Source organism: Natrarchaeobius chitinivorans, assembly GCF_003841505.1.
Classification (GTDB): Archaea; Halobacteriota; Halobacteria; order Halobacteriales; family Natrialbaceae; genus Natrarchaeobius; species Natrarchaeobius chitinivorans.
In genome coordinates this window covers 69,641-84,415 of record NZ_REGA01000002.1, presented here as the reverse complement: position 1 = coordinate 84,415, position 14,775 = coordinate 69,641, and the positions used below count along the sequence as shown (strand labels likewise).

Below are 14,775 nucleotides of genomic sequence, written 5' to 3'. Positions count from 1 at the left end.
TCGTGGACGTGATCACGTCCTCGTCACCGAATCCGCGTGACGCTCTCACCGACGACGCGTTTGCCCGACCGTCGTCAGTGGGGGCGATCACTCCAGTTTCGCATCTGCTTCGGCCCTCCCGCGGTCTCCGGTAGTTCATCCGGACACTACCGACCGTCCACGTGTCCGACCTTTCTGCCGGCGTGTCTCTGTCTTCGACGAACCGAGAATCGAACGCGCCACCGACCGCCTGCCAGACGGACGATTGTCCACCACTATCGTACGAGCACGACCCGAGCAGCGGATGCACCGGTAATGGGTTACAGTAAACCGCATCAGTGGCGTCCGTACAGCGAGTACATGATCGCAACGAGCCCGAGCAAACGGCTCACGTTCTCGAAAAAGACGGTGACGATCTGGTCTGCCGTCGTCACGGAGGTTATTCCGACGTTGATCAGAAACGGGAACATTGTCAGCAACAGGAGTCCGATGGCGAGATAGAGCATCGATGGCGCGTCGTTGCGTCGATATCCACGATACGCCTGGTAGGCGATGACAGTTCCGATCACCGCGACGAGAAAGAGGCTCCCGACGGTCAGCAGTTCGAATACGGTCGCCTCGTCCATCCGGACGACGCCCCCGGTCATCGTATTCCCTCCCACATTTTCGTAAACCGGTCTGCGACGTCCTCCTCGCGATAGGTCAACTCGAGGTCGAACGATCCGTCCTCGAGCGAGAGTTCGAGACGGTCGAGGTTCGCACTGTAGACGCTGTAGTGGTTTCCGTCCGGCGCGAGTTCCGTCTGTTCGGTGACGAGGCGGCACTCCTCGAGCCGATCGAGTCGCCGATAGATCGTCGGCAGGGACGCGTCACACCGTTCACTCAAGGTACTGGCAGACATGGATTCGACGCTCGTGTGGGTGAGGATTTCCCGTGCGTACTCGTCGTCGAGAACCGCGAGCACCGTGGATAGGTCGATCTCCTCACTCACTTGTAGCTGATCGTTCTGGCATCGGTATCAAAAGCGGTCCGGTTTCTCTGATCGAGAAAACGCCCTCGATTCTGGTATTCGTTCAGCCGAATTCGACTCCAGGGACGACTGGGAAGGAGTATAACGAGCAGATAACTATCACCGAGAGGGGCCAGCGCTTCGATAATGTGGCCGTGGGAACACGCGATCGTCGGCTATCTCGCTTACTCCCTGCTCTGTCGGGGGTTGTATCGACGGACACCGACTGGTCTCGAGGCGTTCGCCGTCGTCTTCGCGTCGGTGTTACCCGATCTCATCGACAAACCGCTGGCCTGGGAGTTCGGCGTCTTCGAGTCGGGGTACGCGCTTGGACACTCGATTTTCTTCGCCGTTCCGCTCTCGATTTTCGTGGGGGTACTCGCGAGTCGAGTCGGTCGGCCGGGTGCTGGCGTCGCCTTCGGACTCGGGTATCTGCTCCATCTGCCCGCGGACGTCCTCGACGGCTACCTTCGGGGCGGTCGCGTGCGCACTGAACTGATGCTCTGGCCGGTCGAGAGCGTCGGCCACGCCTCGGAGCACACCGACTTCGTCGGCGAGTTCTCCCGACTGTTCGGCGGCTATCAGGAAGCGCTTCTCGCAGGCGAACTCTCGATGTACATGCAGGTACAACTCGGACTTGCAGTCGGCGTCTTCGTCCTCTGGATGCTCGACGGGTTCCCAGTCTTTCGGGAGTGTGTGGATTACGCTCGGAGAGCACTCGAGGCTGCGTTCGGTCGGCCCCCCCGACCGGGGCCACGAGGCGAAAAACGCGAGTGATACCGGCGGGTAGGTCGTCCGTAACGAATCGGTCTTCGGTTTGTTGTGACCGTCGTCAGGGTACGGCCCCATTTACTAACGTGTCGATTCGGATGAGAGTACAGACGTATGAGTGATCCGATACGGAGCCACGAATCCGCGAGGGCGTCGCCCCGGGCGTCCCGCGTCGAAACGATTCCCGTCGACGGCGAGTTCGCTCTCTGTCTTACTCACGACGTCGACCGACCGTACAAGGGGGTCCGGTCGCTTTACTACGCGACCCGAGAGCGACCGACGTACCACCTTCGGACGGCGCTTCGGTCGTCGAACCCCTACTGGCAGTTCGAGGAACTCATGGACCTCGAGGAAGAGCTGGGCGTCCGTTCGGCGTTTTACTTCCTGAACGAACAACACCTGTTGAGAGATCGATCCCTCAGTGAGTGGTTTTCGCCGTCGAACTGGATCCAGCACCTCGGGCGATACGACGTCACGTCCGAGGAGATCGTCGAGGTCATCCGCGCCCTCGAAGCTGGCGGCTGGGAGGTCGGCCTCCACGGGTCGTACCACTCCCCCGACGACCCCGACCGACTCACAACAGAGAAATCGACGCTCGAGTCGATCCTCGAGGGGGACGTTACCGGCGGCCGTCAGCACCACTTGCGTCTTACCGTCCCCGACACCTGGTACTACCACCGACGGATCGGTCTCGAGTACGACGCGAGCCTCGGCTCGTGTACCGAGTGCGGATTCCACGACGGATACCGACCGCTTCGCCCGTTCGGGGACGAGTTCGTGGTGTTTCCGCTGACGATCATGGATCAGACCCTCCCGGATCCGGGATCCCAGCCCGATGCCGCCCGTCGTGTGTGCGAGCGGCTGCTGACCGAGGCAGCGGAAAACGACGCCGTCATGACCGTCCTCTGGCATCCGCGCTTTTTCAACGAGCGGGAGTTCCCGGGACACCGCGAACTCTATCGCTGGCTCGTCGAACGGGCACAGGAACTGGATGCCTGGATCGGACCGCCGGAGGAACTGTTCGATGCGATCGAACGCGAGCAGCCAAGCGAAACGGCGTCGGAGTCCGATCGACCGGTTCATACGGATCGTCGTAACGTGTTATCGGAGATCGCTCGAACGGGCCAGCGAACACCGATTACGAATTACGACGGACCGTATCAGTCGACGGAAGCGACCGAACCGGCCGATCAAGTCGACGTGGTCGGGCGACCGAACCGGTGTCCGGTGAGGGGAGAACGACGAGGTGAGCCATGAAATCGAACGCGTCGTCGGCGGTTGCCGTCGCATTGCTCCTGATCGTCAGCGGAGTCGGTGGCGTCGTGGTAGGGGCAAACACCGGAACGGCCGCGCAGGCGAGTACGCAATCGGCGGACTCGTACGTCGTCGAACAGGGTGATCTCTGTCAACCGATCGAACCGCTGTCGACCGACGGGACGGTCGAGTCGTTCTACGACTATCGGAACCACGAAACCCATCCGGACGCCGACCCTGAGGAGCGACAGTACAGTTCGTACGGAACGGAGCACTTACAGGAAGACGACACGAGCCTCCTCTTTCTCCACCAGGGGACTGACGGAACGAGCCTCGTCGTGATACACGATCAGGTCAACGGCGACACCGAGGGCGGAGTCGCCACGTTCGACATCGTCGGCCTTCCCGCCGAAAGCGAGTGGGTCGTCCAGGACGACCTCTACGACGGCGAGTCGAACATGGCCGAGTGGGACGAAGGCGAGGGATGGGTCAGCGCGTCCTGGATCTGGCGGGACGCTCGGACCGACGGTGGAGCGGTTCAGGGCGGCCTCAACGACGAGTTCGTGGCGACGATCCACCCCCGATTCAACGAGAATTCACCGTTCTACGGCGACGACGAGCTGTACGATCCGGAGTTCTTCGAGGACGGGGAGATTACCGATTGGCACGTCCTCTCGGGCGATGCCGAGAATCCAGAGCGAACGGAGATTCCGTCGCTCGAGGACCCAGTGACGATCCGAACCGGAACGTGTGACGATCCGTCCGTCGCGTACGATCGAACCGACGACGGCCTGCTCGCCGGTGTCGCTGGTGCGAGCGCCGACGACCGCGTCTTCCTTCAGCCGACGACGGGGTCGGCAGACGACGTCCACTTCGAACGCATCGAACTCACCGGCCTCGAGGGCGACGCCACGTTCGCGTTCGAAAACGATCGACCGGACGGCCCGCCAGAGTCGCCCGACGACGTCGAGTCGCTATCCCACCTGTCCGTCGAAACGGACGCCGACGTCTCGGGGACCGTCGATTTCACCGTCGACGCCGACCTGCTCTCCGAACGCGAACTCGAACCGGACGAACTCGCACTCTACGAGGTGAACGGCTCCGCGTGGACGGAGTCCGAGACGACAGTTCGTGACGATTCCGGAGGGGCCTACCACCTGACGGCGAACGTCTCCTCGATGGACGGCTTCGCGGTCGCACAGCAACAGCCGGAACCAACGGACGAGGGGAGCCATGCGTACCCGTCGCCCGGGTTCGAAGCCGGCGCTGCGCTCGTCGTCGTCTTCTCGCTTGCAGTGGTGTGGGTTCTCCGGGACCGCCGAGGCTGAGCGTCTCGGTCGAACGGATCGGTCGAAGATCGCTCGTTCTTTCGGGAGTGGGAAACGTACCGTCGACGAGTACTGCGCCGACGCGGTCGATTCCAGCGGCAAACGGCTCGAGAGAACTCGTCGACATCTCTGATACGGATTGCTGTAACTGTACCGGAGCGGCTGCAGGACGGCTCCCGGTCTTCGGTGCTGACGTACAGTAAACCGTATGAGAGAAGGTCGGGAGGTCCACCACACCCCATCCCCGATCTTACCGGACCACCGGGACGACGAGCAGTATCATACGTCGTACTGGAACGAATTCTCAGTGTAATCCCGACCCCGTCTGCGGTTGCACCGGCAAATCGGTGTAGCGATCCGTGTCAGTCGCTGCCGACACCAACCGCTGCGGACGGTTCCGACGCGAGCGCTCCATCGAACTGGCGAACCGACTCGAGTTCGTCGACGCGACCGTTGGCCGTCGCGACGTCGACGATAATCTCCGTGAGGTTCGCCTTGTCAGAGAGGAACTCGTCGCGCCGTCGTTGCCACGTTTCGTCGATGCCGTCGGACGCGAGGACGCCCATCGCCTGATCGACGATTTCGTCGACTGAGCCGACGTTGTGGATCAATCCCTGGTTCTCGAGTTCGACGAAGTTCCCCATGTCGTCGTCACCGACGAACGAGTTCGATCGGATCGCCGGCGTTCCCAGAAGGGCAGCCTCGGTGACCATCGTCTGCGTGTCGGCGACGAGCAACTCGGCCTCGGCCAGCGCATCGTGCATCAGGGCTGGGTGAAGATCGAACTGGCGTGCAGAGATGTTCTCGAGGTCGGTATCGTCGCCCTCGTCGGAGACGAGAACCGTCGCCTCCTCGTCGAGGTGGTCGGCGATGTGTCGCCGCGCACTGCCGGTAATCCCTTTCTTTCCGACGTCGTGTTGGGAGCCAAAGGCGTTCAAACGGAGGATGGCGTAGGGTTCGTCTGGACCGACGCCGAGGCGATCCCTGATCGTCGGATCCGGTTCGTATATCTCCGGGTGGAGGTACGCACACTCCTTGAAACCCGAAAATACGTAGTGTTTCTCTCCGAGGTCCTTCCGGAACGTATTCGGCGTGATGATCGCACGGGCGAACGGCGTCGAAATCGTGTGATCGAACGACGCCGGCTCGGAGTCGATAAGCAAGACCGTCGGCGCGCCGATGACCGCACCGGTGTGAGCCGCGTACCCGCCCATCCCGAAAACGAGGTCGGGATCGAACCGAAGCGCCAGTCGGATCGCGCGGGCGTAGTGTGCCGGCAGACGGCTCAACAACGATCCCTTCGTCGTTCCACAGCTTCCGTACACCTCGTACGGTAGCTCGTACCACTCGAGCAGATCGACGGTACAGGTGTAATCGCGAGCCAGGACCAGAACGTCGTGGCCCCGCTCACGGAGCGTTCGAACCGCGTGTTTGTACAGGTGGACGTGTGCTGGCGTGTTTGTGAAAAACAGGTATTTCATGCTGGAGGCCACTGTATCCTGTCCGAACGGTGGGAGGCCGACGTGGTTTGTTATCTAGGACATACCTCGCAAAACGGTTTTCCGGATACCCATCAGTTCGGGAGTAACGCGGCTTCGAATCCGAATACGGTCGTGTAAGCGGTCTCGAGACGGGAGTAGCGGGCATATAATAATGTGGATATGTTCCCAGCTATCCGTAGATGCAGCCAAACGTAGCGACGGTAGCGGACGAGAGAGACGAGAGGAGAACACGCAATCCATCGATCGACTCGTACGTCTCCGTTCTCGATTCGACGCTCGCGTACGCACGCCGGCGCGACTATATCGGCCCGGATTACGGAGACGGAATGAGCAGCCAGGTCTTGCAGTCGCTGCCGTTCGAACACAGGATAGTCAATCTCGCCGTACAGGAGGTCGTCAAACGGGCACCGGTCGACGTCAGGCCGCTGTTTCGAGTCGAGCAGCGGCGAAATTACAAGGGGGCGGCGCTGTTTGCGATGGCGAACCGCAACTATCACGAGCTGCTAACCGCGGGAGGCGTCGACGGTGACGTCGCGTTCGACCCGATCGGTGAGGCCAATCGACTCGCAGAGTGGCTGATCGACGAACGAATAACGGGCTACAGCGGGTTCTGTGGCGGTCACCGCCATCAGATCCAGCACCTCCACACGAAAGGCGTGCCGAGCGATCCCGACGTCGTCTCGACGACCTACGCGGTCAGGGCGCTCTTGCAGAACGCCGATCTCGATCCAGAGTACGCGGAAATTGCCGAGACTGCTTCCTCGTTCGTGATCGAGGATCTGGACTACCGGGAGGTTCCCGAAGGTGCGAAGATCGATTATCACCTGAACCATCCCGACGACTCGTACACTATAAACGCCGCCGCACTCGGTGCCGGTATGTTCGTCGACCTCTACGAGCACACCGGGGAGGAGGAGTTTCGGGACCGTGCGACGAAGATCCTGGATCACGTCGCAGCCAACCAGACCGACGTCGGCGGCTGGCCGTATCGGCTCCCGGCCTCGGCTTCACACCTCTCGATGGACAGTCATCACAACGGGTTCGTCATCGAGTCCTTCCAGCGCTATCGGGACGTCGTCGACGAAAATAGGTACGACGAAACGCTTACGTCGGCCCTCGAGTTCTACCGGACCGAGCTGTTCGAACTCGACGGTGCGCCGAACTTCGACGAAGAAAACGCATACCCACGTGACATCCACGCGAGCACACAGGGACTGCTCGTATTTACCCGAGAAGGGGACCTCGAGACTGCCGACCGAATTCTCCGCTGGGTACTCGCAAATCTGCAGGTCGAAGAAGGACAGTTCTACTACCGGAAGTTCAGACACCACACCAAGCGGGTGACGCTGATGCGGTGGTGTCAGGCCTGGATGGCCTACGCGCTCTCCGAGTATCTCCTCGCTCGATGCGAGTCGAACGCGGCACAATCTTACCGACTCGCTCGAGACTGACCCAGCCCCGGGTTCCGTACGTGATTCCATGATACTCTTCGGGCAGTTACTGTGTGGATAACAAGGTCGATCCTGGCCGAACGCCGGCATAGCATGGACGTCAAACGAATCGACCTCGAGGACTGGCGCGAGGCGCTCCCGTCGACCGGTCACGAGGTCTTTCACGATCCGGATGCCCTCTCCGTTCTCGACGATCACACCGACGCGACGCTCCGACTGTACGGAGCGTACAAGGGTCAACAGTCCGTCGGGTTGCTGCCCGTCTTCGTCGGCGAGCGATCGATCGGGAAGACGGCGTTTTCTCCGCCGGTTTCACTCGGGGTGCCGCGACTCGGGCCGGTACTCGACCCCAACAGTCCGAAACCGCGCAAGGCCGAACGAATCAACACCGAACTCGTCTCCGCCGTCGTCGACGACCTCGAGGTAGCCAGCCGATCGACGCTCTTTCGGACGACCTGTTCGCTCGAGTATACCGATCCTCGCCCGTTCGCCTGGAACGACCTCACGGTCGAACCCAGGTTCACGTACGTGGTGGACCTCGAGGGCTGTGACGACGACGAAGACGCTATGGCCGGCTTCAGCAAGAGCCTGCGAAACGAGATGCGACGGTACGACGAGGTCGATCTCTCGATCGAAACGGAGGGGATCGACGCAGCCCTTCGGGTCTACGACGACGTGGTCGACCAGTACGCCGAGTACGACGACACCGCGCCGATGTCCAGACCGTTCCTTCGTGATCTCCTCTCGACGCTCGAGGACGACCAGTGGCGGGTGTACGTGGCTCGCGCGCCAGACGGTACGTACCAGAGTGGGATCATCACGCTCTACGCGCCGGATCTGGCCTACTACTGGCAAGGCGGCGTTACCGCGTCCTACGATCACGTCAGCGTGAACAATCTCTTACACCGACGTATCCTCGAGGACATCGTCACCGATCCCGACCTCGAGTCGGTGACCGGCTACGATCTCGTCGGCGCGAACACCGAACGCCTCTGTGAGTACAAAGGGAAGTTCAACGGCGAGTTGCGCCCGTACTACGTGGTCGAATCGTCGGGCCTCGAAATGTCGATCGCCAAATCGGCCTACCAGAAGTTCTCGAGTATGAAGTGAGGGCCGCCGTCGGAATCGACTCCCTCGAGCACCTCACGGTGTCGGTCGGCGACGAAGCGGAAACGACCGATGTGAACGCCGATCTTTTATACCGTTCCGGCCGTAAGGGTCTGTCAATGCGAACGCCCACACACGAGTCGGAGTTCTCCCGAACGATTGATCAGTTGCGCAACGATCCGAACCCGTACGAGCCGGAAGTCGGGTCGATGCCGCAAAACGAACTGACGCGCGCGGACCTCGATACCGTCAACAAGACCGGAACGACGACGATCGGCATCACGACCGCCGACGGCGTCGTCATCGCGACGGACATGCGAGCGAGCCTCGGCGGCCGGTTCGTCTCGAACAAGAACGTTCAGAAGGTCGAACAGATCCACCCGACCGGGGCGCTGACGATGGTCGGGAGCGTCGGCGGAGCCCAGTCGTTCATCTCGAGTCTGCGCGCGGAGGTCAACCTCTACGAGGCGCGTCGCGGAGAGGACATGAGCATCGACGCGCTCGCGACGCTCGCCGGGAACTTCGCCCGCGGCGGTCCGTTCTTCGCAATCCACCCGATCCTCGGCGGCGTCGACGAGGAGGGAAGCCACGTCTACAGTATCGACCCGGCCGGCGGCGTCATGGAAGACGACTACACCGTCACCGGCAGCGGAATGCAACTCGCCTACGGTCACTTAGAGCAGGCCTACGAAGACGACCTCTCGAACGACGAGGCGACGACTATCGCCGCCCGCGGCATCAAATCCGCCGCGGAGCGAGACACCGGCTCCGGAAACGGGGTCTTCCTCTGTGAGATCACCGACGAAGGCGTCGACATCCACGGCCACCACGACTTCGACGAAGTGATCTAGCGGCGCTGATTTTCGCGACGGTCATCGAAACGACAGTACTGTCGGCCGTCGACGGGACGGCTGTCCGCCGTAACGCTGCGGCCCACACGCCTCCGACAGTTCTTCCCGAACCGATTTCGGCGGATCGACGGTCGCCTCGAGTATGGATAGCGCGCGGTTTGGAGCGTACGCGGTTCGGAGCGAGTGAAACGAGCGAGAACCGCGGAACAGCGAGCGGCGACCACAGGGAGCGAGAACCGCGGAACAGCGAGCGGCGAGGAACGACCCGTGAGCGAGTGCAACGAGCGAAAACGGTGGACTGTGTGATGGGGGAAACCAGTTGTGATGTTTACTATACATTTTTGATGTTCGGGACTCGAGTCGTCGTCGGATGGGGGAAACCTACTACGACGTACTCGAGGTCGACCCCGACGCGAGTCGCGACGAGATCCGGGAAGCGTATCGCGAGCGCGTCCTCGAGACCCATCCCGATCACAACGACGATCCCGACGCAGTCGACCAGTTCCAGCGGGTTTCGACCGCGGAGTCGGTCCTGACGGATGGGACGGAACGCGCCCGCTACGATCGGCTCGGTCACGACGCCTACGTCCGACTCGCCGATCACGCCAGCGAACCGGGAACGGGATCGAACGACGCCGGGGGATCGTCCCACCGGGACCGCCGGCGGTCGACCGGCGTCGGGTTCGAATCCCAGTCGACGAATGCTGGACGACGCACGGCCGGCCGAAGCGGCCGGGAGCGAAGTCACAGCGAGAGTGACGAGAACGGACGGAGCCACCACGCCCGCAACCGGTACCGTCGCCAGCGAGCGACCGCCGACTGGTCGGCGGGGTGGACGAGCGGAACCGGCCGAACCGGGAACGAACGCGGACGGACGAACACGACACGGACCACGACGACGACTCGAGCAACCGCCGGTCGAACGGAGACGAGCGGGATCGACGACGACGGAGACGAGGAGTTTCGATACGCAGTTCACGACTGGGACGGTGACGTCGACCTCGAGTGGGACGGCCGGTCGGTCAGATACTCGACGGCGGTGGCGCTCGCTTGCGTGTGGCTACTCTATCCGGTGTTCGTTTACGCGAGCGTGACGCCGCTTTTCTCGGCGGTTTTCAACCTCGTTCTGATCGGCTGTACGCTCGGTGTCGTCGCCTACCTCCTGACGATGCCCCGGATCGCGATCGGTATCTTCGGCTGGTGGGGAGTGGTGTTTCCGGTCGGACTCACCCGACTCTCGCCGATCGACCCGTTCTCTGTTCGCGGATTGGTTTCGATAGGGCTCGTCTGGATTCCGCTTTGCTACGCTGTACTGGTGTGGTGGGCTCTGCGGCCGTGATTGTGGTGGGCTCTGCGGCCGGGATTGTGTGGGCCCTGTGCTGTGGTCGACCTGGAGAGACCGATAAACCGCTCTATTCGTCGCTATCCACCGACTCCCTGACGCGTTCCTCGAGCGCGTCCCGTCGTCGGTGACTCCGCGTCGAGTCGAACTCGACTGCGAGGACGTCCGTGCCGTTGCTGCCGAGCGAGCGTCGATAGGCATCCGCGAAGTCGACGAGGTCGACCCGCTCGAACGCGAGATCGTAAAACGACGCTAACTCGTCGAACTCGAGGCCGTGTGGCGTTTTGAACTGTTCGGTAAACGGTGGGTCGAACGACTCGATCGGGAGTTTGTGAAAGATGCCACCGCCGTCGTTGTCGATGAGGACGATCGTCGCGTCGACGTCACACCGATCGATCGCGAGGAGGCCGTTCGAATCGTGGTAAAACGCCAGATCTCCGGTCACGAGAACGAGCGGGTCGTCGGTCGTGCTGCCGGCACCGAGTGCGGTGCTCGTGATGCCGTCGATACCACTGGCACCTCGGTTTGCAAGCACCGAAAGCGCCGCGGACCGCGGGCGGGCGAACCGGTCTGCGTCCCGGATCGGCATGCTGTTCGAGACGAACACGGTCGACGGATCCGGCGCGTTCTCGAAGACGGACGCGAGTATCGCCCCCTCGAACGGCTCCGCCTCGAGCGCGTCGTCCGTCCTGGCGTCCTCCCGGACGGACCAGTGGGTTCTCTCCGCCTCCTCGAACGCGGTGAGCCACCCCGTTTCGGTCGAGTCGGCCGCCCGCTCGTCGACGTCCTCGAGCAATCGATCGAAAACCCCTCCCGGCGACGCTGCGAGCAGTTTAGTTGCCGTGAACGTCGCCTCGCGCCAGGCACCGGCGGGATCGAGGACCGTCTGGTGGGCGTCCGCATCACGGAGTGCCTTCCGGAGTGACTTCGAGGTTGGAGACGCGCCGAGTCGGAGGACGACGTCGGGTTCGGGCAACTGGTCGACGTACGCGTCGTATCCGCCGACGATCCTCCCATCAGCCGCTCGGCCGTCGGCCTCGCCGACGTGGGGACCAAATCGCAGGTTCGAGAGCGGATCCGCGAGAATCGGCGCACCGATACGTTCGGCGACAGCCGCCACCGTCTGGGGGTCGAGGTCGATCCGATCCCGAGGATCGGCCGGTCCGGCGACGATCATCGGCCGATCGGCCGCCTCGAGGGCGTCGGCGAGCGATCGAACGTCCCCCGCCTCTGGACGTCGGTTGCCGGCGCTCGTTTCCACGAACGCACCGTCGCGTCCAGAACCGGCGAGCGTCTCCGCGAAGGCGTCGGGTACCGACCCCGGGTCGGCGGTCGGCTCGAGCGGCTTTCGAAACGGACAGTTGAGGTGGACCGGACCCGGCGGGACGCCGGTCGTCTCCGAAAGTGCCCGGGCCGCGGTCGTCCGGAGGCTACGGACTTTCCGTTCGTCGGCTTCCGGTTCGGGAAGGTCGGCGTACCAGCGGACGGCGTCGCCGTAGAGTTTTACCTGGTCGATCGTCTGGTTCGCCCCGCTGTCCCGGAGCTCCGGCGGCCGATCCGCCGTCAGCGCGAGCAACGGCACCCGCGCTCGATCGGCCTCGATTACTGCTGGATGAAAGTTCGCTGCCGCTGTCCCGGACGTACAGACGAGCGCCGTCGGCTCGCCCGTTCGTCGCGCTCGACCGAGCGCGAAGAAGGCTGCCGATCGTTCGTCCAGGTGCGAGTAGACCCTGACGTCGGGGTGAGCGGCGAACGCGACTGTCAGCGGTGTCGACCGACTGCCGGGCGCGATACAGACCGCCTCGAGTCCGCCAGCCGCGAGTTCGTCGACGAGAACCCGTCCCCACAGCGTCGATCGGTTCGGGGCGGTCATTGACTTCGGAGTTCGTCGAGGATCGGTCGGAACTTCAGTTCGACTTCTTCCCACTCCTCTTCCGGGTCGCTGTCGGCGACGATCCCGTTGCCAGCGAACAGCGTCGCGGTGTCGTCGATTGCGACCGCAGACCTGAGGCCGACCGCGAACTCGCCGTCGCCGTTGCCGTCGAACCAGCCGATCGGTGCGGCGTACCAGCCGCGGTCGAACGTCTCGGTCTCCCGGATCGTCTCCCACGCCCGGTCGGGTGGAACGCCGCCGACCGCGGGCGTTGGATGCAACGCTTCGACGATCTCGAGTACGTGGCGGTCGTCCTCGAGGGTTGCCCTGATCGGTGTCTGCAGGTGCTGTATCGTCGCGAGTTTGCGAATCGTCCGCTCGGTTACCTCGAGTTCTCGGGCGAACGGTTCGAGTTGGTCCCGAATCGCCTGAACGACGAGGTCGTGTTCGTGCTGAAGCTTTTCGTCGTCTTGCATTCGCTCGGCGTACACGTCGTCTCGCTCGGGCGTTTCACCGCGCGGCGCCGATCCGGCGAGCGCTTCCGTTTCGACGGACTGCCCGCGTTTGGACACCAGCCGTTCGGGCGGTGCGCCGAAGAACGTCCCGCCCTGATCGTGACCGATTAAAAATCGATAGCAGTTCGGATACTGTCGACGGAGCCGCTCGAGCGTTTCGGGGACGTCGATCGACGTCTCGAGGTCGACCGACAGTGCCTGGGCGAGGACGACTTTCGCGAGGTTTCCGTTCGCGATCCGATCGAGGGAGAGTTCGATCTGTGAGGCCCACACCGACGGTGACGTCGTTCTGTGCGTCGAGACGACGCCGGGGCCACACCCGCTTGAACTCATCGCCGGACTCTCGGTGAGGCGCTCGGTCCAGTACTCGAGCCGATCGTCGGCCGTCGCCGCGGAACTCGAGACGGTGGTCAGCCAGATCCCGTCCTGTTCGTCTCTCGTGACGATCGTCCGCGGAACGACGAACGACGCGGCTTCGAATCCGTCCCAGGGAGGGGCCGACACGTGACCGTCGTGAAACGAGAAGCCGCCGAACGCCCGCGGACGGGCGACCGCCGGTCCGTCGTGATCGAGCGTATCGAACGCGCGCTTCGCCTGCGTTCTGATTCGGTCGAACCGATCCGGTCCGGTCGCGACAAACCGGGCGGCGGTCCCGCGGCCGGCGATCTCGAGTCCGTTCGGTGCAGCCCACATCATCCGTGGCTCGGTCGCGGTGTCGACGACTGCAGCGAAGGAGACGTCCGGGACTTCACGGCTGCGACTGACCAGGTCGACCGACTCTCCGTCCGGGGTCGTACCCGATCCGGTCGCCAGCCGCCTCTCACCCGACGTACGATCCATCGACCGAGATTCGGGACCGGTACGTCTTCAGCCTAACTATATCGCTGTTCGTGTCGGGGGGTCGGCATTCGGTGCGTTCGTCGACTCCCGGACCGGATGAATCGAGCAGGGTTTCACGACCAGTTCGACTTCGGTCTGAGAAATGAACGACGGGCCCTCGAACGCAGGAGGCTTTCGAGACGGGCCATTACTGTCAGTTTATAGCCAGTAACCTCAAGTTTGCCAGACTGCACGTCTACCGAAACGGTTCGAACGATTCGGTCGACCCCCTCAATTCGAAGCCTTCCTCGCGAAACCCTCGCCATCCATTAGTAGCGTCTGGCCGACGTGACGTTCGTATGGCGAGCAAACAGCAGCTGGCAGAACGGGACGTATCCGGACAGGCAGCCGAAGAGGTCAGTGAACAAGCGATGGGGCCTGCGGTCCTCGCAGCAGCCGCATCGGTCGGTCTCGCGTGGTATTACTTCTTCCTGCGGGGAGACAGAGAGCGCGGACTGTTCGTCGGTCTCTGGCCGCCGACGATCCTCGCGTTCGCGAGTTACTTCAACCAGCGAAAGATGCGCCAGCAACTCGAGATGATCACCAGGCCGGGAACGTCGCTCAAGAACGCGATCGACTCGATGATGGGGAACCGATAGGACGGTCGGTCTCCGCTCGGCTTCGCACTCCGGACGAACGCTGCGACAACAGTTTGGCGGGGCGTGAACAACCTCACTCGAGGAAAACCGAGTGAGGTCGGGTTCGACCGATTTTTCGACGATAATCACTCGTTGGAGGCGGCAGTGTCCGTTTCATACCGTTTACTGTACGTCACTTCTGGCGCACCCGCGACCCGGGCGGCGGGTGCGCCGTAAATCGGGACAGCAATCCGTATCAGGTGACAGTCTCCCCGTTCGAATCCAGCGTCGGAAAATCCCCGTCAAACCTAAATACCCCCTCGCCGAAAGCCGAAT

13 protein-coding genes are annotated in these 14,775 nt (G+C 62.7%); 8 read left to right on the top strand and 5 right to left on the bottom strand.

Annotation, left to right across the window (positions count from 1 at the left end; all coding sequences use genetic code 11):
• Nucleotides 1–314 precede the first annotated feature (314 nt).
• Entirely contained in the window at nt 315–626 is a 312-nt protein-coding gene (locus tag EA473_RS02815) for a DUF7521 family protein (RefSeq protein ID WP_124194158.1), read from the bottom strand.
• Entirely contained in the window at nt 623–970 is a 348-nt protein-coding gene (locus EA473_RS02810) for an ArsR/SmtB family transcription factor (protein ID WP_124194157.1), read from the bottom strand. The genes EA473_RS02815 and EA473_RS02810 overlap by 4 nt, the downstream gene beginning before the upstream one ends.
• Nucleotides 971–1,135: 165 nt before the next feature.
• Here EA473_RS02810 and EA473_RS02805 point away from each other — a divergent pair, with 165 nt between their 5' ends.
• The 3 genes from EA473_RS02805 (at nt 1,136) to EA473_RS02795 (ending at nt 4,341) form a co-directional block, all read left to right on the top strand.
• On the top strand, nt 1,136–1,765 hold the full coding sequence (locus EA473_RS02805) for a metal-dependent hydrolase (protein ID WP_124194156.1): 630 nt from the start codon (nt 1,136–1,138) through the stop codon (nt 1,763–1,765).
• Between the two features lie 108 nt (nt 1,766–1,873).
• Complete coding sequence (locus EA473_RS02800; protein ID WP_243645176.1) at nt 1,874–3,016, top strand: polysaccharide deacetylase family protein; 1,143 nt, start codon at nt 1,874–1,876, stop codon at nt 3,014–3,016.
• Entirely contained in the window at nt 3,013–4,341 is a 1,329-nt protein-coding gene (locus EA473_RS02795; protein ID WP_124194155.1) for a hypothetical protein, read from the top strand. Before EA473_RS02800 ends, EA473_RS02795 begins: the two co-directional genes overlap by 4 nt.
• A gap of 362 nt (nt 4,342–4,703) precedes the next feature.
• Here EA473_RS02795 and EA473_RS02790 read toward each other — a convergent pair whose 3' ends face one another.
• Complete coding sequence (locus EA473_RS02790; RefSeq protein WP_124194445.1) at nt 4,704–5,822, bottom strand: DUF354 domain-containing protein; 1,119 nt, start codon at nt 5,820–5,822, stop codon at nt 4,704–4,706.
• 200 nt (nt 5,823–6,022) lie between these two features.
• Between EA473_RS02790 and EA473_RS02785 the strand changes: the two genes are divergently transcribed.
• From EA473_RS02785 to EA473_RS02770, 4 genes are all read left to right on the top strand, one after another.
• Nucleotides 6,023–7,294 carry an antibiotic ABC transporter permease gene (locus EA473_RS02785; RefSeq protein ID WP_124194154.1) on the top strand — a complete coding sequence of 424 codons (1,272 nt, stop codon included), beginning with the start codon at nt 6,023–6,025 and terminating at the stop codon, nt 7,292–7,294.
• A 93-nt stretch (nt 7,295–7,387) separates the two neighbouring features.
• Nucleotides 7,388–8,404 (top strand): GNAT family N-acetyltransferase, encoded by a 1,017-nt coding sequence (locus tag EA473_RS02780; RefSeq protein WP_124194153.1) that lies wholly within the window; start codon nt 7,388–7,390, stop codon nt 8,402–8,404.
• Between the two features lie 116 nt (nt 8,405–8,520).
• Nucleotides 8,521–9,252 (top strand): archaeal proteasome endopeptidase complex subunit beta, encoded by a 732-nt coding sequence (gene psmB / locus EA473_RS02775; RefSeq protein ID WP_124194152.1) that lies wholly within the window; start codon nt 8,521–8,523, stop codon nt 9,250–9,252.
• Nucleotides 9,253–9,622: 370 nt separating this feature from the next.
• Complete coding sequence (locus EA473_RS02770; RefSeq protein WP_124194151.1) at nt 9,623–10,591, top strand: J domain-containing protein; 969 nt, start codon at nt 9,623–9,625, stop codon at nt 10,589–10,591.
• A 73-nt stretch (nt 10,592–10,664) separates the two neighbouring features.
• Here the strand turns inward: EA473_RS02770 and menD are convergent, their stop codons facing one another.
• Nucleotides 10,665–12,467, bottom strand: a complete 1,803-nt coding sequence (gene menD / locus EA473_RS02765) for a 2-succinyl-5-enolpyruvyl-6-hydroxy-3-cyclohexene-1-carboxylic-acid synthase (protein ID WP_124194150.1) — start codon at nt 12,465–12,467, stop codon at nt 10,665–10,667.
• Entirely contained in the window at nt 12,464–13,822 is a 1,359-nt protein-coding gene (locus EA473_RS02760) for an isochorismate synthase (RefSeq protein ID WP_124194149.1), read from the bottom strand. Before EA473_RS02760 ends, menD begins: the two co-directional genes overlap by 4 nt.
• Nucleotides 13,823–14,160: 338 nt before the next feature.
• Between EA473_RS02760 and EA473_RS02755 the strand changes: the two genes are divergently transcribed.
• Nucleotides 14,161–14,460, top strand: a complete 300-nt coding sequence (locus tag EA473_RS02755; protein ID WP_124194148.1) for a hypothetical protein — start codon at nt 14,161–14,163, stop codon at nt 14,458–14,460.
• The last annotated feature ends 315 nt before the right edge of the window (nt 14,461–14,775 follow it).